The sequence below is a fragment of the Brevundimonas sp. genome (assembly GCF_031412435.1).
Taxonomy (GTDB): domain Bacteria; phylum Pseudomonadota; class Alphaproteobacteria; order Caulobacterales; family Caulobacteraceae; genus Brevundimonas.
Genome location: NZ_JANODA010000058.1, coordinates 71,840 through 91,117, shown reverse-complemented (window position 1 = coordinate 91,117; position 19,278 = coordinate 71,840). Strand labels below are relative to the sequence as shown.

At 67.5% G+C, this 19,278-nt stretch carries 15 protein-coding genes; 12 read left to right on the top strand and 3 right to left on the bottom strand.

Translation table 11 applies throughout. The features are described from left to right. Both RMO01_RS11825 and RMO01_RS11820 read left to right on the top strand, forming a co-directional pair. Positions 1 to 362 (top strand): TerB family tellurite resistance protein (locus RMO01_RS11825; protein WP_309629260.1); only part of this gene is annotated, 362 nt, incomplete at its 5' end. A gap of 377 nt (positions 363 to 739) precedes the next feature. Continuing rightward, positions 740 to 1,696, top strand: coding sequence for a helix-turn-helix domain-containing protein (locus RMO01_RS11820; RefSeq protein WP_309629259.1), 957 nt, complete (start codon positions 740 to 742; stop codon positions 1,694 to 1,696). A 6-nt stretch (positions 1,697 to 1,702) separates the two neighbouring features. Here the strand turns inward: RMO01_RS11820 and RMO01_RS11815 are convergent, their stop codons facing one another. Beyond that, the gene (locus RMO01_RS11815) at positions 1,703 to 3,916 is read right to left on the bottom strand and encodes a TonB-dependent receptor (protein ID WP_309629258.1); all 2,214 of its coding nucleotides are present in this window, start codon (positions 3,914 to 3,916) and stop codon (positions 1,703 to 1,705) included. A 117-nt stretch (positions 3,917 to 4,033) separates the two neighbouring features. On the opposite strand from RMO01_RS11815, the gene RMO01_RS11810 reads away from it, so the two are divergent. The 9 genes from RMO01_RS11810 to RMO01_RS11770 are packed head-to-tail and all read left to right on the top strand — an operon-like array spanning position 4,034 to position 15,156. Further along, on the top strand, positions 4,034 to 4,954 hold the full coding sequence (locus RMO01_RS11810) for an SDR family NAD(P)-dependent oxidoreductase (protein WP_309629257.1): 921 nt from the start codon (positions 4,034 to 4,036) through the stop codon (positions 4,952 to 4,954). Between the two features lie 48 nt (positions 4,955 to 5,002). Continuing rightward, positions 5,003 to 6,469 (top strand): carotenoid oxygenase family protein, encoded by a 1,467-nt coding sequence (locus RMO01_RS11805; protein ID WP_309629256.1) that lies wholly within the window; start codon positions 5,003 to 5,005, stop codon positions 6,467 to 6,469. Between the two features lie 24 nt (positions 6,470 to 6,493). Then, a complete protein-coding gene (locus tag RMO01_RS11800) occupies positions 6,494 to 7,642 on the top strand; it encodes an acetyl-CoA C-acyltransferase (RefSeq protein WP_309629255.1) in 1,149 nt (382 codons plus the stop codon). Between the two features lies 1 nt (position 7,643). Then, on the top strand, positions 7,644 to 9,332 hold the full coding sequence (locus tag RMO01_RS11795; protein WP_309629254.1) for an aldehyde dehydrogenase family protein: 1,689 nt from the start codon (positions 7,644 to 7,646) through the stop codon (positions 9,330 to 9,332). Next, a complete protein-coding gene (locus RMO01_RS11790) occupies positions 9,329 to 10,555 on the top strand; it encodes a thiolase family protein (protein ID WP_309629253.1) in 1,227 nt (408 codons plus the stop codon). The genes RMO01_RS11795 and RMO01_RS11790 overlap by 4 nt, the downstream gene beginning before the upstream one ends. Continuing rightward, positions 10,552 to 12,036: an AMP-binding protein gene (locus tag RMO01_RS11785; RefSeq protein ID WP_309629252.1), complete on the top strand. Its 1,485-nt coding sequence runs from the start codon at positions 10,552 to 10,554 to the stop codon at positions 12,034 to 12,036. The genes RMO01_RS11790 and RMO01_RS11785 overlap by 4 nt, the downstream gene beginning before the upstream one ends. Then, positions 12,033 to 13,748 carry a class I adenylate-forming enzyme family protein gene (locus tag RMO01_RS11780; RefSeq protein ID WP_309629251.1) on the top strand — a complete coding sequence of 572 codons (1,716 nt, stop codon included), beginning with the start codon at positions 12,033 to 12,035 and terminating at the stop codon, positions 13,746 to 13,748. The genes RMO01_RS11785 and RMO01_RS11780 overlap by 4 nt, the downstream gene beginning before the upstream one ends. Further along, complete coding sequence (locus RMO01_RS11775) at positions 13,745 to 14,698, top strand: nitronate monooxygenase (protein WP_309629250.1); 954 nt, start codon at positions 13,745 to 13,747, stop codon at positions 14,696 to 14,698. The genes RMO01_RS11780 and RMO01_RS11775 overlap by 4 nt, the downstream gene beginning before the upstream one ends. Then, positions 14,695 to 15,156, top strand: coding sequence for a PaaI family thioesterase (locus tag RMO01_RS11770; protein WP_309629249.1), 462 nt, complete (start codon positions 14,695 to 14,697; stop codon positions 15,154 to 15,156). The genes RMO01_RS11775 and RMO01_RS11770 overlap by 4 nt, the downstream gene beginning before the upstream one ends. On the opposite strand, the gene RMO01_RS11765 is transcribed toward RMO01_RS11770, so the two are convergent. Together RMO01_RS11765 and RMO01_RS11760 are read right to left on the bottom strand one after the other, a co-directional pair. Next, positions 15,153 to 16,370: an acetyl-CoA acetyltransferase gene (locus tag RMO01_RS11765; RefSeq protein ID WP_309629248.1), complete on the bottom strand. Its 1,218-nt coding sequence runs from the start codon at positions 16,368 to 16,370 to the stop codon at positions 15,153 to 15,155. The genes RMO01_RS11770 and RMO01_RS11765 overlap by 4 nt on opposite strands. Before the next feature lie 12 nt (positions 16,371 to 16,382). Next, positions 16,383 to 17,909, bottom strand: a complete 1,527-nt coding sequence (locus RMO01_RS11760) for a carotenoid oxygenase family protein (RefSeq protein ID WP_309629247.1) — start codon at positions 17,907 to 17,909, stop codon at positions 16,383 to 16,385. Positions 17,910 to 18,044: 135 nt separating this feature from the next. Here RMO01_RS11760 and RMO01_RS11755 point away from each other — a divergent pair, with 135 nt between their 5' ends. Further along, on the top strand, positions 18,045 to 19,232 hold the full coding sequence (locus tag RMO01_RS11755) for an acyl-CoA dehydrogenase family protein (RefSeq protein WP_309629246.1): 1,188 nt from the start codon (positions 18,045 to 18,047) through the stop codon (positions 19,230 to 19,232). The last annotated feature ends 46 nt before the right edge of the window (positions 19,233 to 19,278 follow it).

Here is a 19,278-nt window from a genome sequence, read left to right as displayed (position 1 = left end):
TGGTCGCCCAGGCCGACGGCTGGGTCACGCCGGACGAACGCAAGAGCATGATCGATCGAATGCGCAACTCTCCCACCATCGCCTTCTTTGGCGTCGACGACGTGCTCGTCCTGTTCGAGGCGCTGAACCTGCGCTTCGATCGGGATCCGGACGATGGAGAGGCGACGGCGGAGGTGGCCGTCTCACGCCTGCGAGGCCAGTCCGGCCCCTCTCGCGCCTTGATACAAACGGCCTGCACGGTCGCCGAGGCCGACGGCGGCTTTGACGCTGAGGAGCGGGCGGTGATCTTGCGGCTTTGCACGCTCCTCGACGTTGATCCGGCGTCGTTCGACCTGGTGCCATGTGAAGGAGGGTTGCGATGAGGGTCGGCGCATCATCGAATTCCGCTGCCTATGCCTGGGCTCTTCAACTCTCCCAAATGACGGGTCGCGTGGCGTCGCATCAAAGCACGCCCACCGATCGTCCTGTCGATCCGCCGCGGGCCGTCAGCCATGATGCCGCGATCCGCCGACCCAGTCGCCATACCTTCGACATCCGTGTCTGACCGCGCGTCAAGGCAAGGGGGGGGGGGGGGGCGGTCAGGTCGATCGCGGAGAGCGCGTCCGTCATGACACGATCAGAGGCCTGGCAACGTCACTTGCAAATCGCGATTTATCCGCGCGGGCGACGCACGGCTCAATCTGGTGCTAGGATCGACTCGGCCCGGCGCAGATCGGGCCGAAGACAAAGACGATTTCGCGTGACGCCTCCCTCCACCCGCGACCTGATCATGGGCAACCCCGTGGCCCGTGCCTTCGCCGTGACGGGCGACGCCTGGACCCAGCTGATCCTGCGCGAGGCCTTCTATGGAGCGCGTCGCTTCTCGCAGTGGCGGGACCGACTGGGTATGCCGCGGAGCGTTCTGACCGATCGGCTGAACCGGCTTACAGCGGCAGGGCTCCTGGAGCAGCGCGAGGCCAGGGGGTCGGCGACGCGCATGGAATACCGGCTGACCGAGATGGGCCTCGACATGTTCGGGGTCGCCGTGATGCAGGGTCAGTGGGAGCGGAAATGGGCGCGTTCGCCGCTTCAGGAACGCTACGCCATGGCCTTCTACGACCGGGAAACCGGAGCGCGGGTCGAACCCGCGATCTTCGACCACGAGGGCGGCCGCCCCATCGAGATGCATCACGTGCGCTGGGAGGCGGGCGAGGGCCTGACACCGATCGCGCCCCCGACCTCGCGTCGGCGCCGGACCCAGCCGATCGAGACGGACAGAGCCATCATCGATCGCTCGACCGACATCATGGGCGACTACTGGAGCTGGGCCGTGTTGGCGGCGGCCTTCTTCCGCCTGCGTCGGTTCGATGAGATCCACGAGGCGCTGGGCGTGGCGACCAACATCCTGGCGGACCGGCTGAAGACCATGGTGCTGCAGGGGGTGCTGGAGAAGCGACTCTACCAGAAGGCGCCGCCACGGTTCGAATACCGCCTGACTGAGGCCGGCCGCGATCTCTATCCGATGATCATGGCCATGCATGGCTGGTCGGAGCGCTGGCTGTGCCCGAACGGGTCCCCGCTGCGGCTGGTCGAGACCGAGACGAGCGAGCCGATCTCGGCGGTGGTCTGCGATCTGGCGACGGGCAGGAAGATCAATCCGCGCGCCATCCGCTGGGAGGTGGAGGCGGCGGCGCCGGTCGAAACCAGCGCCGCCTGACCATTCTCAGAAGCTGCGGCTGACAGCGATGCCGTAGCTGCGCGGCGGGCCGAAGACGCTGAAGCCCACGCCCACATTCTTGATGATGTGCTGCTGGTATTCGGTGTCGCCCAGGTTCTTGCCGTAGACGGCGATCTTCACCCCGTTCGCGGCTTCCCAGGAGGCGTAGGCGCTGACCAGGCTGTGGGCCGGCGAGCGGACCTCGGGGTTGTTGGACGGGTCGAAGAAGATGTCGTCCGTCCACTGATAGTCGACGCGAGCCGCCAGTTCGCCGCCCCACATGTCCCACTCGCCGTCGGCGTAGAGGGTGTACTGGCTGTCCGGCGATCGCGGCAGCGTCAGCCCGTTGTAGGGCAGGATGGACGCGCCCGAAACGGCGTTCGACGTGTATTTGGCGTCCAGCGAAGTGTAGGACCCCCCGATCGTGATGTTGTGCGAGACGGCGAAGGCGCTCTCGATCTCGAAGCCGTTGACCTCGGCCTGGGCGTTGGACGTGACCAGGTTCAAGCCCAGCAGCTCATAGACCTGCAGATCGTCGTACTCGAGCTTGAAGGCGGCGGCGTTGAACCGCAGCCGGCCGTCCATCACAGTCGATTTGAGACCGAGCTCGTAGTTGTCGAGCAGTTCCGAACGCAGCGGCCTGCCGGCCTGGACGCCAGTCTGGGCGGTCGAAGGGAAAGACCCGGCCTTGTAACCCCGGTCGTAGGAGGCATAGAGCCGCACATTGTCGAACGGCTCGACGGCCAGGGCGAGCTTCCAGGTCGGTTCCTCGAAGCTGGCCTCGGCCCGAATGTTGTAGGGGGAACCCGTCGGACCCAGGGGGATGCCTACGGGCGGGTTCAGGCCCAGGTCGTTGTCCAGGGCGACCTGATGAATCTCGCGCTCGTCATGCGTCCAACGGGCGCCGAGGGTCAGTTCCCAGATATTGGCAAAGGGAATGGTCGCCTGACCGAAGGCGGCATAGCTCGAGTTCGCCGCCGTCTGGTTGAAGGTGGTGTCGCCACCGAACGACGGGGGAGCGATCGGCAGGGCGGCCTGGACGATGAAGCGCTCCGAGCGGTCCACATCCTCGGTGAAATAGTAGACGCCCGCGACCCAGCTGATCGCCGAGTCCGGCTTGGAAACCAGGCGGAACTCCTGGCTGAACTGGCTGGCGTCCTCCGTTGCCCGGTCGTCGACCATCAGGGGGAAGTTGGGGAACGGCAGACCGCCCAGATTATCGCGCCAGCTGTATTCGTTGTCGCGATAGGAGGTCAGCGAGACGACGTCGAACGCCTCGGCCGCATACTCGGCGCGCACCGTGGCGCCCCAGTTGTCGCGGTCCTGGTAGTTGTCCGGCGACGAGTAACTCTGGCGCACGTCCAGCCCGGCGCGCAGGCCGTTGATCAGGGTGACGAAGGCCGGCGCAGTGCCCGACGCGGTGACCGGGATACGGGCGTGGCCGTCCATGCGGTCGCGAGAAACATCGACCGATCCCGTCAGCGTCCAGGGCCCGGCCCCGGTCATTAGCGACACGCGCGCACCGAACTGGCTCCCGCCTTCCAGACCCCGTCCGGAGGGCACATTCTCGGCATAACCGTCGTTGGAGTTGACGCGCACGGCCACACGAGCCGCCGAATTCTCGCCCATCATGCGATTGATGACGGCTTCCCCGCCCCATTCGTTGAAGCTGCCGTAGCGTAGCAGCGCCATCGTCGTGTCTTCGAGCTGGGGTTTGCGGGTATAGACGTTCAGCGCGCCGCCCGAGGCATTGCGGCCGTAGAGGGTGCCTTGGGGTCCGCGCAGAATCTCGACGCGCTCGACATCGAGGAAGGCCAGCGAACTGGCGCCGGCACGACCGATGGAGACTTCGTCGATGGAAACGCCGATGGACGGGTCGCTGGCGGCCGAATCGCTCGTGGTGCCGACGCCCCGGATGTAGAGCTGCGGTTCGCCGATGTTGAACTGGGTCAGGGTCACGCCCGGCGCCTTGGACGCCACGTCCTGGATGCCCGTCGCCGCGGTACGCTCCAGCGTCTCGGCGTTGAAGGCCGTGATGGCGATTGGCACGTCCTGAAGTGACTGTTCGCGACGCTGGGCGGTGACGATGATGTCGTCGAGCGAGGCGGTATCGTCCTGTGGCGCCGGCGTTCCAGCGCTCTGGGCGAAGGTCGGCGTGGCCAGGCCGGCTGCCAGGATCAGCACGGCGGCGGACGCGGTTTTCCTGATGGTGGTCTTCATGTTGGCGGTCCCGTTCCCATGATTGGCTTCCTGTTTGCCGGAAGCTCTGCCGAGAGGCTTGCGCCAACAGACCATATTTGCAAGTCCTTTTACGCAAGTGTGGGGCGAGGAGCGTGCATGACCGACCGATCGCTGGATAACCGTGTTGTCGTCGTCACGGGGGCCGGGCGCGGGCTGGGCCTCGCCTATGCGCTGGATCTGGCCAAACGCGGTGCGAGCGTGGTGGTCAACACCCGTCCGAAAGCCGAGGGGCAGCCGGCCTCGGCTGATGCGGTGGCCGGTCGCATCCGCCAGGCGGGCGGCAAGGCCGTGGCCTGCGCCCTCGCCGTAGAACAGGACGGCGCCGGAGACCGGCTGCTGGCGGCGGCGCTGGAGGCGTTCGGCCGCATCGACGGCCTGATCAACAACGCGGGGGTGCCCGAGGCGATGAGCCTGCACAAACAGAGCGTTGATCAGGTGCGCGGCGTGTTCGACATCAACTTCTTCGGCACCCTGACCGCCACCCTGCCGATCTATCGGCACATGCGCGAACAGGGGGCGGGGCGGATCGTGATGACGACCTCGGCGGCGGGCCTGCACGGGGTTCACGGGATGGCGGCCTATTCGGCATCGAAGGCGGCGGTGATCGGCCTGATGCAGGTCATCGCCCTGGAGGGAGCGTCGAAGGGCGTCCACGCCAATGCGGTGGCCCCCTACGCCCTGACCGGGATGACCGAGAAATACGTCGATGACGACACCGCCGCCGCCATGCCCGCCGAACTGGTCGCCCCGGTCGTCAGTTGGCTGGTCAGCGAGGGTTGTCCGTTGAACGGAGAGACGCTGGTCGCCGGCGCCGGGAGAGTGCGGCCCGCCTTCCGGATCGAGGGGCCGGGACTGGACTTCGGGCGCGACCCGGACATCCCGCTGGAGCGGTTCGACGCCGTCCGCGAGGCGCTGATGTCGGCGCAGGACTGGACGCGCCCCCACGACGGCAACACGTCCTTCGAGGAGTTTCCTGGCCGCCATGCCTCCCAGAGCGTGAGACCTGACTTGCGTTAAGATACCGCGGCGGATAACCTGCCTTTCTGGATAGATGGAGCTTGAGCCATGGCCGACGACGCCGCCGTAGCCCGCAGGATTTCGACCGGCGAACTGACCGGCCTGAACACACTGAACCCCTATCTGCAGGGCCTCTATGAGCCCGTGGCCGCCGAGACGACGGTCCTGGAGCTGAGCGTTATCGGCGAAATCCCGAAAGACCTGCACGGGTCCTTCGTCCGCAACGGCCCGAATCCGCATGAGGCGCCCGAGGGGATGCACCACTGGTTCGACGGCGACGGCATGATCCACGCCGTCTATTTCGAGAACGGAAAGGCCGAGTATCGCAACCGCTATATCGGGACCGACGACTATCGCGCCGAGATGGCCGGCAAGGCCATCGGCGCCGGCGGCGTCCTGATGCCGTCGTCGAAGTCGCGTCCCGATTCGACGCGCGGTGAGCTGGTCTACAAGGACACGGCCAACACCGATCTGGTGTTTCACAACGGCTCGCTGATGGCGCTTTGGTACATCTCCGGCAAGCCGGTGCGGGTCGATGCGCGCACGCTGGAGACGCTGGGCAACGAGACTTTCGGCGGCGCCCTGCCCCGGCATGTCTCGGCCCACGGCAAGGTCGATCCGCGCACGGGCGAGTTCTGCTTCTTCGACTATTCCCTGACCGAGCCGTGGATGACCTATGGCGTGGTTGACCGGAACAACGTCCTCACGAATTTCCAGCGCGTCGACCTGCCCGGTCCGCGCCTGCCACACGATATGGGGCTGACCGAGAACTACGTCATCCTGCACGACCTGCCGGTAGTCTTCACCGAGGGCGGACTGCGCAATCACATGTGGCAGATCAAGGTGGCCGATCAGCCGGCCCGGTTCGGCGTCGCGCCCCGCAACGGCCCGGGCAGCCAGATCAAATGGTTCGAGACCGAGACCTGCTATATCTATCACGTCGCCAACGCCTGGGAGGACGGCGACGAGGTGGTCATGACCGCCTGCATGATGCAGCCCAACGGCTTCCCGCCCAACCCGGCCTATGGGCCATACGCCTCGATGGTCAATGTCCTGGCGCTGAACGCCGTGCCGGTCGAGTGGCGGATGAACATGGTCACCGGCGAGGTCAAGAAGCGCCAGCTCGACGACCGCATCGGCGAGTTCCCCGTCATCAACCTCGACTACACCGGCGCGAAGTCGAAATGGTCCTACCATGTGTCGATGGCCCCCGAGGAGTTGCAGCGGTTCGACGGCCTGCTGAAATACGACCTCGGCACGGGCCAGGCGCAGGAATACAAATTTGCTGCAGGCGTCGGCGGATCGGAACCCGCCTTCGCTCCGCGCATCGGGTCGACGTCCGAAGACGACGGCTATGTCATTGTCTTCGCCACCGCGCCGGACGGGACCTCAGAGGTTCAGGTCCTGCACGCCCAGAACTTCGACAAGGGACCCATCGCGCGCATCCCCCTGCCCGTCCGCGTGCCCGCCGGATTCCACGGAACCTGGGCGCCCGGCGACCAGATCGCGGCCTGATCCGAACCTCGGGGGAGTAAGCTTATGACCGCCTATATTCTGGACGCCGTCCGCACGCCCCGCGCCAAGTCCCGCCCCGACGGCGGCCTGGCCTCGATGAAGCCGCATGAGCTGGTCGGCGGGCTCATCGACGCGCTCGACGCCCGCAACGGCGGCGCGGCCCGCAAGGTCGACGCCCTGATCCTGGGCGCCGTGGGACAGGTGGGGGCCCAGGGCGCCAACGTCGCCCTGGTGTCCAAGATGTACGCCGGGCTCCCGGACGACGCCTATGCCTACTCGATCAACAACTACTGCGTCTCGGGCCTGACCGCGATCGGACAGGCGGCCCAGATGATCGAGGCCGGCGGCGCGAAGACGGCCCTGGCCGGAGGCGTCGAGATGATGTCGCGTGTCCCCTTCATGGGCGACAAGGCCGACTACTACGAGGACGTCAGCTTCCCGCCGCGCACCCGCTACATCCCCGTCGTCGTCGCCGCCGACCGGCTGGCGGAGGACATCGGCGTCTCCCGCGAGGAGATGGACGCCGCGGCCCTGACCTCGCAGCAGAAGACGGCGGCGGCCGAGGGCACGCCGCTGGTGAAATCCAGAATCCCGCTGAACGGCCTCGACACGGAAGAGCCCGCCCGCGCCTCGACCACCGCAGAGAGCCTGGCCGCCATGCCCGCCGCCTTCGGCGTCCTGGGCGTGCAGTATGCCGAGGCTCTGGAAGGCCGGGTCATCGACCACCGCCACACGGTCGCCCACGCCCCGCCGATGTGCGACGGCGCCGGTCTGGCCATCGTCACCGGCGAAGCGGCCGGCGCCCGGGCGAAGATAGTCGCCTATGCCGAGGCCGGGGGCGATCCGGCGGCCTCCCTGACGGCCGGCTTCACCGCCATGGACCGGGCGCTGGTCAAGGCCGGCCTGAGCCTCGACGACATGGACCGGATCGAGTTCATGGAGGCCTTCGCCGTCACGATCGTCAAGTTCATGCGCGAACGGAAGGTCGATCCCGACAAGGTCAACGTCGGCGGCGGCCACATGGCCAAAGGCCACCCGATGGGTGCGACCGGCGCCATCCTGCTGTCGTCGTTGCTGGATGCGCTTGATGCCTGCGAAGGCCGCTACGGCATCGTCGTAGCCCATGGGGCGCAGGGCGTCGGCTCCGCCATGATCGTCGAGCGGCTGGCCTAGGATGGACGGGTCAGCGACCACTCTCGACGAGCGCCGCCGCGCCTTGGTCGCGCGCCACGCACCGACGATGGCGGCCGCAATCGACGCAGTCCAGACCCGAAAGAGCTGGAGCCCTTACAGCGACAGTCCCTCCACGAAGATCCACGGTCCCGACAAGCCGGGCGCCGGCAAGGCGGCGTTCGAGGCGCGGCTCGGAACGACCTTCGATCTGGGCCAGCCCGGCGTCGTCGGAGAGGTCGGCGAGGAGGTCTCGCCGTTCACGCAACAGCCGCTCGGCATCCGTTATCCGCAGAGCGATCCGGAGGCCCTTATCGCCGCCGCCGTGAGCGCCATGGGGGACTGGCGCGAGGCCGATTTCGAGCTGCGCATCGCCCTGTGCCTGGAGATGGCGGCGCGGCTCTACGACCGTAATTTCGAGATGGCCCATGCGGTGATGCACGTCGCGGGTCAGAGCTACACCCAGGCGTTCAGCGGCTCCGGCCCCAATGCCCTGGATCGCGGGGTTGAAGCCCTCGCCTACGCCGCCAAGGCGATGCGGGACGTGGCCCCGTCGGCGACCTACCATCGCAACTTCGCGGGCGAGGCAGTGGCGCTGGAGAAGACCTATGTGCTGGTCCCGCGCGGGGTGGGGCTGGTGATCTGCTGTGCGTCATTCCCGACGTGGAACGCCTATCCGGCGATGTTCGCGTCCCTGGCCACGGGCAACCCGGTCATCGTCAAGCCGCACCCCATCGCCATCCTGCCCATGGCCATCGTGGTCGAGACGAGCCGGGCCGTGCTGACCGATTTCGGCTTCGACCCCAACCTGGTGACACTCGCCGTCGACAGCCTCGCCGAGCCGGTCGCCCAAGGGCTGGTCGATCACCCGCAGGTCCAGATCATCGATTTCACCGGCAGCCCCCGGTACGGCGGCCATCTGGAACGCACGGTCGTCGGCAAGCAGCTGTTCACCGAGACGGCGGGCGTCAACACCGTCGTCATCGAGAGCGTGTCCGACGTCGCCGCCGTCGCCCGCGCCGTGGCCCGCTCGTCCAGCCTGTTTTCGGCCCAGATGTGCACCAGCCCGCAGGTGATCTACATCGCGCCGGACCTGTTCGACCCGATGTCGAAGGCGATCGTCGAACAGATCGACACGATTGCGAACGATCCGGCGATGGCCGCCGGGATCATGGGCGCGATCCAGGGCGATGTGTCGCTGAAGGTCGTGGCCGAGGCCCGCGCCGCCATCGCCGACCTGCCCGGCGTGCGAACCCTGCGCGAAGCCACGCCCTACGCCCACCCACAGTTCCCTGACGCCCGCACCCTGACCCCGCTGGTCATCGCGGTGGATGGGGGCCAGCAGGTCGATCTGTATGCGGAGGAACGCTTCGGACCGGTCCTGTTCCTGGTGAGGAAGGACGCCGGGGAGGCGGTGATGGAGGCGACCTGGCTGGCCCTGACCAAGGGCTCGATCTCGTCTTACCTCTATTCGACCGACGAGGATTTCATCGACAGCGCCACGCCGGCCTACGAGGCCGCGGGGGCCAATCTGTCGATCAACCTGACCGGGGCGATGTGGATCAACTTCGCCGCCGCCTACAGCGACTATCACGTCACCGGGCTGAACCCGGCTGGCAACGCCTGTCTGGCCGACCTCGCCTTCGTCGCCTCGCGCTTCCGCATCGTCCAGCGACGCCGGCCCGCCACGTGACGTCGGACGTCTTCATCGCCGGGATCAGCATGACCAGCTTCGGCAAGCGGCCGGACGACAGCGTCAAGTCCCTGACCGCCGAGGCCGTGACCGCAGCCCTTGCCGATGCCGGCGCCGAGATCGGCGACGTCGAGGCGGCCTGGTTCTCCAACACCCGCCAGCCGATGCTGGAAGGCCAGAACACCGTGCGCGGCCAGATCGCCCTGCGCCCGCTCGGCCTGACCGGCATTCCGGTGGTCAATGTCGAGAACGCCTGCGCCTCCGGATCCACGGCCCTGCTGTCCGCGATCCACTGGATCAGGGCCGGCGCCGGCGATATCGCCCTGATCGTCGGGGTCGAGAAGATGGTCTGGCCCGACCGGCCGGACCGCGTCGCGGCGGCCTTTGCAGGCGGCACGGACATCCATGATCGCGAGGGCGTTGTCGCCTACATCCGGTCGATGGGAGGCGAGGATCCCGGCCCCGACCGCAGCCTGTTCATGGACCTCTACGCCGCCCAGGCCCGCGCCCACATGGCGCGCCACGGCACGACCCAGGAAGACTTCGCCCGCGTCGCCGCCAAGAATCATACGGCCGGCGCCCTCAATAGTCGCGCCCAGTACCGGACAGTGATGACCGTCGATCAGGTCATGGCAGACAAGCCCGTGGTCTTCCCCTTCACCCGCGCCATGTGCGCCCCGGTCAGCGACGGCGCGGCGGCCGCGGTGATCTGTTCAGCGGCCGGTCTCGCGCGCCTGTGCGGACCGAAGCGGGCTGTCCGCGTGCGCGGGTGCGCGCTCGTCAGCGCCAGCGACCGGGCGGCGAACGATCTCGACAATCACATCGGCCGGCGCGCCGCGACCAGGGCCTTTGAACAGGCGGGCATCGGGCCGGACGCCGTCGATGTCGTCGAGGTCCATGACGCCACCAGCTACGCCGAGGTGCAGCAGATCGAGAACCTCGGCCTCGCAGAGCCCGGTACGGTCGGCGCACGGCTGAAGGCGGGCGACTTCGCCCTCGGCGGCCGGACGCCGGTCAATCCTTCGGGCGGCCTGGTGTCCAAGGGCCATCCGGTCGGAGCGACGGGAATCGCACAGCTGTTCGAACTGACCACGCAGTTGCGCAACGAGGCCGGGGCGCGTCAGGTCGAGGGCGCGCGCATCGCCGTGGCCGAGAACGGCGGTGGATTCCTTGGCGTCGAGGAGGCGGCGACCGTCGTCACCATTCTGGAGCGGGCCGCATGAACCCGATCCGCGCCCTCTACGAAAACCAGACGACCAAGGCCGACCGCCCCGCCCTGTTCGACGGCGACGTGACCCTGACCCACGGCGAACTGATCGCGATGGTCGAGGCGGCGGCGGGCGACCTCGTGGAACGCGGCGTCGGCGTCGGCGACCGGGTCGGACTTTGCGCCCGCAACAGCTGGCGCCACGTCGTCGCCTTCCTCGCCATCCTGCGCGCGGGGGCGGTGTGGACGCCGCTGAACCCGAGAAACGGCGCGAAGCTGAACAGTGATTTTCAGGCGCGGGCGAACCTGTCCCTCACCCTGATCGACGCGGCCTCGGTCGAGGCGGCGGGCGTCTCGGCGCGGCCTTTGCCGCTGGAGACCTGGCTGGAGGGCGTGGGCACGGCAACGCCGCCTCCGATCACGGACGAGCCGGACGCACCCTTCGCGCTGAAATTCACCGGGGGCTCGACCGGCGTGCCCAAGGGGGTGGTGCAGAGCCAGGCCAGCGCGGCGGCGGCGCTGCGCTCGCTGCAGGCCTTCTACGATTTCACAGCAGAAGACGTGAACCTCGCCGCCGCGCCCCTGACCCACGGCTCGTCCCACTATGTCCTGCCTGTGCTGGCGGCGGGCGGGGCCCATGTGCTGCTGGCCGAGCCGGACCGCGCGGCGATCCTGAGCGAAATGAAAGCGCGGGTGACCACCGTCTTCATGCCCCCGACCCTGATCGCCCTGTTGATGGGCGAAGCCGAGTTCCAGCCCGACGACTTCCTGCGTCTGCGCCACCTGACCTATTCCGCCGCGCCCATGTCGCCGGACCGGATCGCCCAGGCCATTCAGCGCTTCGGCCCCGTCGTCTCGACCCTCTACGGCCAGACCGAGGCCCCCATGACCATCGCCGGACTGTCGCCGGAGGAAATGGCGGTCCCTGAGCGGCGCGCCAGTGTCGGCCGGCTCTTCGCCGATACGCCCGTGCGCCTGCGGACCGCCGACGGCGACCTGGTCGAACGTGGCGAGGGGGAGATCCTTGTCGGCGGCGACCTTGCCCGGACCCATTATCTGGATGCGCCGGAGCTGACGGTCGCGTCGCGGTACGAGGGCTGGCTGAAGACCGGCGACATCGGTCGGGTCGGCGACGACGGCCTGTTGCACCTGATCGGCCGATCGAAGGACCTGATCATCACCGGGGGCTACAACGTCTATCCGGGCGAGGTCGAGGCGGCGCTGAACCTGCATCCTTCGGTGCGCGAGGCCTGCGCCTTCGCCGAGCCCGACGACATCTGGGGCGAGCGGCTGGAGGCGGCCGTCTCGGTCACGCCGGAAGCGGACGCGAACGCCATCACCGCCTTCGTCCGTGACCGGATCGGCCCGGTGCGGACGCCCAAGCGGCTGCATTTCCTCCCCGACCTGCCACGCAACCCCGTCGGCAAGGTGGTGCGCGACGATGTCCGCGCCCTTTGCCGCGAAACCCAATCCCGACCGCTGGAGCTGGCCCGATGATCGTGATCCCCAAGGACCGCATTCGTGAAATGAAGTCGAAGGGCTGGTGGGGCGACCAGACGCTGGACGACCTGTTCCTCAAACATGTCGCCGCCCATCCCGACGCAGAGGCCCTGGTCGACCCCTTGAACGCGGCCGATGTCGTCGGCGGCCGGCCGGACCGCCTGACCTGGCGCGAGACGGCCCATGCCGTCGACCGGCTGGCGGCGGTGCTGGTGGCGCAAGGGATCCGCAAGGATCAGGTCGTGGTGATCCAGCTGCCCAATATCGCCGAGCTGAGCATCGCCTATCTGGCCTGTCTGCGACTGGGCGTCATCGCCAGCCCGGCGCCGGTCCAGTACCGCGAGAACGAGCTGGCCTACATCATCGACAAGACCGACGCCGTCGCCGCGATTACGGCGGATCGCATCGGCAAGCAGCAGCACGGCGAAATGATCGTCGCGCTGAAGGCCCGCTGCTCGACGCTGAAGACCGTCTTCGTGCTGGGCGAGACCTGCCCGGCCGGCGCGCTGGACCTCGAGCCACTGATGGACGGGGTCACGGGCAAGCAGCATCGCGACGCGCAGAAGGCGGCCAAGGACGCCCGCGTCACCGCCGACGACATCGTCACCATCTGCTGGACCTCCGGAACGGAGGCCCAGCCCAAGGGCGTGCCCCGCAGCCACAACGAATGGATCATCATGGGGGCCGGCGTCGTTGATGCAGCGGACCTGGAGCCCGGGGCGCGCCTGCTGAACCCGTTCCCGATGGTGAACATGGCAGGCATCTCAACCGCCTTCGTCGGCTGGCTGCTGCTGGGCGGCGTCCTGATCCAGCACCAGCCGTTCGATCTGCCGATTCTGCTCAAGCAGATGAGGGAGGAGAAGATCGACTACACGGTCGCCCCGCCCGCCGTGCTGAATCTGCTCCTGCAGAACGAGACGCTGCTGGAGGGCATCGACTTCAGACGGCTGAAGTCCATCGGCTCGGGCTCGGCGCCCCTGTCGGAATGGATGGTGCGGACTTTCCACGAGAAGTACGGCGTGCAGATCGTGAACTATTTCGGCTCCAACGAAGGCGCTTCGTTCGTCAGCGCGATGAAGGACCTGCCGGTCGCCGCCGACCGCGCGGGTCTCTTTCCGCGCCTGGCGGAGGGCTTCCAATGGAACGCAGTCCTGCACGATCGCATCTTCACGCGCCTCGTTGATCCGGACACGGAGCAGGAGATCGCAGAGCCCGGCAAGCCCGGCGAACTGCGGGTCAAGGGCGCCACCGTGTTCTCGGGATACTGGCGTGCGCCGGACCTCAACACCGGGGCTTTCGACGCCGATGGCTGGTTCCGCACCGGCGACCTGTTCGAACTGGCCGGCGACCGGCTGCAGTATCTGAAGTTCGTCGGCCGGCTGAAGGACATCGTCATCCGGGGCGGGATGAACATCTCGTCCGAAGAGATCGAGAACCACCTGGTCGCCCATCCGGCCGTCGCCGAGGCCGCCGTGGTCGGGTCGCCCGATCCGAACCTGGGCGAACGGCTGGCCGCCTTCGTCGTCTTCCGGCCCGGACAGACGGCGACTGTGGAAGAGATCAACCGCTTCCTGACCGCCGAGCGTCAGGTCGCCGTCTACAAGCAGATCGAACGTCTGGAAACGTTGGACGCCCTGCCCCGCAATCCGGTGGGCAAGGTGTTGAAACGCGACCTGCGCGCCGCCTTCAACCAGACCGAGACCGTATGACGCCCCCCTTCAACACGCTCCGCCTGCCCGTTTTCGCGGCGCCCATGTTCCTGGTCTCGGGGCCGGAGATGGTCATCGCCGCTTGCAAGGCTGGGATCGGCGGCGCCTTTCCCACGACGAACTGCCGCACGGTCGAGGATCTCGACGTCTGGATGGCCCGGATCACTGGCGCATTGAAGCCCGGCGATGCGCCGTGGATCGCCAATCTGATCACCCATTCGACCAATGCGCGGCTGGCGGAGGATCTGCGCCTGGTGGCGAAATACAAGCCCCCGGTGGTGATCACGGCGTTGGGGTCGCCCAGACCGGTGATGGAGACAGTCAAGGCCTATGGCGGGCTGGTGTTCGCCGACGTCATCTCGATGCCCCTGGCGAAGAAGGCGGCGGCTGCCGGGGTCGACGGTCTGGCCTGCGTCAGCGCGGGCGCGGGCGGACACACCGGGCACCTGTCCCCCTTCGCCTTCATCTCGGCGGTGCGCGCGTTCTTCGACGGCTACATCGCGGTCGGCGGGGGGGTCGGCGACGGCGCCGGCATTGCGGGCGCGATCGCTGCGGGCGCCGACTTCGTCTATATGGGCACCCGCTTCCTTGCGACGACAGAAAGCATGGCCCAGCCGGCCTACAAGCAGATGGTCATCGACTCCGGGCCGGACGATCTGGTGGTGTCGGATTCCGTGACAGGCACCGATGCATCGTGGCTGAAGCCGTCGCTGCGCGCTGCCGGGAAGGACCCGGACAATCTGGGGGGACCGGCCGAGCGCAACTACGCCTCCGGCGGCGACACCAAGCGCTGGCGCGACATCTGGGCCGCCGGTCAGGGCATCGAGTCCGTCAGGGCGGTGGAGCCGATCGCCGACGTCGTGGCGCAGCTGGAACGGGAATATGTCGCGGCGTTGGACCGGTTCGAGCGCAAGACGGCGAAGCGCCCGGCCCTGCGTGGGGCGGCGTGAGCGCACCGGTACGGTTCCAGCTCGATCCGACCGTCGACGGGCTGGAGCTTCTGCGACGCTGGATGGCCGCGGGCGACGAAGTCGGCGGCTTCCTGAAGCGGCTGGGTTCCCATCCGGTCGAGGCCCGCGAGGGGTTCGTGCGGGTGGCGCTGGACATCGATCCGGGCCACGCCAACTTCATCGGTCTGGTCCACGGCGGGGTCACGGCGGCCCTGATCGACATGGCCGGAGGGGCGGCCGTGATGAGCATTCTGAAGCCCGGCCAGACCTTGGTGACCACAGACTTGACCATGCGTTTCCTGAACGCGGCGCCGAGCGATACGGCGCGGCTCGAGGCGGCAGGGACGGTCACATACAGCGACGATCGCAAGGCCGTCGTAGCGGCCGAGGTTCGCACCGATGCTGGCGTGGTGGTGGCGCAGGGAACGGTCGGCGTGGCGATCCGGGCGACGCGCTAGACCCCCACCACGAAACTGACCGTCGTCGTCGTCGATCCACCGATATTCAGCGTCTGGACGTTCCTGGCGCCCTCGACCTGATAGTCGCCGGCCGTGCCCGTGGTCTGTTTGAAGGCATCCAGAGCCATTCGCACGCCTGTAGCTCCCACTGGATGCCCACAGCCGATCAACCCGCCCGACGCATTGATCGGCAGTTTCCCGCCCATCTCGATATCGCCGGCCTCGATCGCCTTCCAGCTCTCGCCCGGCGCGGTCAGGCCCAGGTGGTCGATGGCCATGTATTCGGTCATGGAGAAGCAGTCGTGGGTCTCGACCGCGTCGATGCCCGACAGGTCGAGACCGGCCCGGGCGCGGGCGTCGTCGATCGCGCGCTTCACCTCGGGGAAGACATAGGGCTGGCCCTCGCTGGCCTTGATCTTGCGGCCGTAGTCGATGGGGGCGCAACGGTGGCCCCAGCCCTTGATGCGGGGAAGGCTCTCCAGCGGGATGCCGCGCTTGCGGGCATATTCGGCGGCGCGTTCCGGCGAGGCCAGGATGATGGCGGCGGCGCCGTCGGTGACCTGGCCGCAGTCGGTCTTGCGCACACGCCCCTCGATGACCGGATTGGCCTCGTCGTCGTCGGTGAAGCTGGCGTTGGAGAAGCTGTAGTTCCGGGTCTGGGCGTTCGGATTGCGCTTGGCGTTGTCGAAGTTGATCTGCGAAATCCGACGCAGGTGAGCCTCGTCGATGCCGTAGCGCCGGTGGTACTCCTCGGTCAGGTCCGAGAAGGCGCGGGGCCAGGCGTAGGTGGCGTCAAGGTATTCGTGCCCGGCCCAGGCGGCGGCGCCGAGATGTTCGGCCGCGGTGACGCCCGGCACGTTGCGCATCATCTCGAGCCCCAGCACCATGGCCGTGCCGTAGCGGCCGCTTTCGATGTCAGCGGCGGCGGCCATGATGGCCAGGCTGCCAGAGGCGCAGGCCGCCTCGTGGCGCGAGGCGGGCATGCCCGTGAACCGCTCGTCGGTCATGGCGAAGAATCCGCCCAGCATGCCCTGTCCGGTGAACAGGTCGCCGACGAAATTGCCGACATGACCGACGTCGATATCCTCGGGCTCAAGACCCGTCTCGGCCAGGGCGCCGTTGACGGCCTCGGCGAAGCCGTCGCCGATCTCCAGCCCCTCGCGTGCATAGTTGCGCGCGAAGTCCGACTGCCAGCCGCCGAGGATATAGGTCATGTCCGCTTGTCCTCAGGCTGCGTTCGCCAGCGCCGCCTTCGACGCCCGGATGGTCTCGCCCTGTTCCCAGGTCGCATGGGTGCCGCTGGAGATCCGGCCCGGCAGGATGATACGCGCCACAGGACCGTCCGCCAGTTTCCGCGCATCATAGATCACGCATTCGGACCGGTCCTCGATCATGTCGGTGACATAGGTGATCAGGTAGCCGTCGTCCTCCTCCGTCGCCCCGACGCGCGGCGCGAACCCGGGCTCCGAGCCATAGCGTTCCGGGCCGAAGTCGATGGCCCAGCTCTCCAGAGTTTCCATGTCGTGTTTGACCAGCCCGGTAAACAGGAACCAACCCGGTTTGGACACCGCCGAATAGGCCCAGCGGTTCTTCACCCCGGCGTACTGGTTGTTGATGATCCCGAACTCCAGCACCCGGTCGTCCAGCCGGGTCTCGGTCGTCTCGCCGGTCTGCAGGTCGAAGCGCCAGCGGTGCAGCTTGGGTCTCAGCATGTCCTGGTCGAGGAAGGTCATGATCCGCTCGAACCCCGGCCAGGCCTGCGGGCTGGTCGCCGGCGCCGGATCCTCCTGGAAATAGCCGTCCAGGACCACCGCATCTCCCTCCTCCCAGGCGTTCAGGAAATGCAGGACATAGGTGGCGTCGCCCTCGAACCAGCGCACATCTCCGGCGCCGCCGAAGCGCGGGATCAGGCTGAAGCGCGACTTCATGTCGGGGTGGAAGCGGGCGACGTGATAGCCCTTGGGCAGCAGGTCCTGCTCCCAGAACAGCGGGAAGTCGTTCAGGATCGACCAGTGCGTCGTGAAGGCCATGTCGTGCGGCAGGCGCGGCCCGGGCAGGGGGACGGGCGTCAGGTGTTTCAGCTGGTTGTCGGCCCCGACCACGCCGTAGTGCATGTAGGGCGCAGCCTTGGAATAGTTGAAGAACAGCAGCTCTCCGGTCTTCGGGTCCACCTTGGGATGGGCGGAAATCCCTTCCGGGGGACACCAGCCCGCCGTGCCCATGGGCTCCAGCGTCCAGGGGTCCAGCCGATAGGCCTCGCCGCACTGGTAAAAGGTCGACAGGATCGCCCCTGCATGGATGATCACGTCGGTCGAGGACGAGTCCTTCAGCCCGCCGTGCGCGCCCCAGCCCGGCTTCTCCGACAACGACGGATGCTCGGCCAGACCCGCCCACAGGGCGCGTCCCGCCTCCTGCTCCGCCTCGAAGCCTGCCGTGCGGACGAAGCGGTTGCGATAGCTCGCCTTGCCGTCCTTGATGCTGATCGCGTGCAGCATGCCGTCGCCGTCGAACGGATGATAGCGGCCCAAAGGCTGGTGGATGGGGTTCTCGGTGTTGCGCACATAGACGCCGTCGATATCAGTCGGGATCGTTCCGATCACCACCATGTCATCGGCGGTGTGTTCCTCATGCTGGGGCGTCCAAACGCCCTGCATATAGGGGTGCGACCTGTCCGTGAGCGTCACCTTCAGCGGAGCTTGGGCCACGCCGCCCTCGAAGGCCGTGCGGGCCTTGCCTGTCTGTTCCAGTCCCATCGATCTCTCCTGTAACCGCCCGACGTCGAGAAGGCGACTTGCGTTAGCATACCATGCTTGCAGCGGATGGCGAGAGGGCTTTAGTATGAAAGTGAAAGCGACGCCGGACACGCTGGCGCGACAGGGGAAACGACCATGGCTGATCACGCTCCTCCCGCGCTGGATTTCGACGGCCTCAGGCCGCCCAGCCCGTTCCTTACGGCGCAACATGACGCCTGGCGGAACAAGCTGCGCGGGTTCGTCGACGGCTATATCGCGCCGCATCTGGATGAATGGGACGCCGTCTCCGACTTTCCCGACAGCCTCTACAAGGACGCCGCGCGCGAGGGCATCAGCGGCATGGGCTTCCGCGAGGACCTGGGCGGTACGGGTGAGAACATCGACCTGTGGGATCGCATCATCTTCGCCGAGGAGTTCTTCCGCATGGGCTCCGGCGTGGTGTTCGCCGACCTCGCCACGCCGTGGATCGCCCTGCCGCCCATCATCAACGGTGGGACACCCGAGATGCTGGATCGCGTCGCCCGGCCCGTCCTCGCGGGAGCCAAAAAGATCGCCTTCGCCGTGACCGAGCCCGGCGGCGGCTCCGACGTGTCCGGCTTCACCACCACGGCCGAGCGCAAGGGTGACGTCTTCATCGTAAACGGCGGCAAGACCCTGATCTCGGGCGCCATGAAGGCCGACTATCTGCTCACGGCGGTGCGGACCGGCGGCCCCGGCATGGGCGGCCTGTCGATGCTGCTGATCGAGACGGACCGGCCGGGCGTTACCCGCGGCCCCCTGCCCGGCCTGCAATGGTACAACCGCAACAACGGCTGGCTGAACTTCGACAATGTCGAGGTGCCTGTGACCAATCTGGTCGGCGTCGAGAACCGGGGCTTCGCCGGCCTCGCCAGCCAGTTCAACATCGAACGGTTCTCCGGCATCGCAGCCACCCTGGCCATGACCCGCACCTGCGTCGCCGAGGCCATCGCCTTCGCCCGCGAGCGCCAGACCTTCGGCAAGCGGCTGATCGACCACCAGGTGATGCGCCACAAGATCGTCGACATGGTCCAGCGCATCAAGGTCGCCTACGCCATGCTGGACATCCTGGTGTGGCGCTTCGGTCGCGGCGAGGTCCCGGTCGCGGATCTGGCCCTGCTGAAGGTGCAGGCGACGACTACGCTGGAGCACTGCGCCCGGGAAAGCCTGCAGGTGCTGGGCGGCCGCGCCTACACCGGCGGCAACCGCGTCGAACGCATCTATCGCGAGGCCCGTATCTTCGTCATCGGCGGCGGGTCGGAGGAGATTCTGCGCGATCTCGCGGCGAAGCAGATGGGGTTCTGAGCCGCAGACCGAAAAAGGCCCCGCTGCTTTCGCAGCGGGGCCGAGG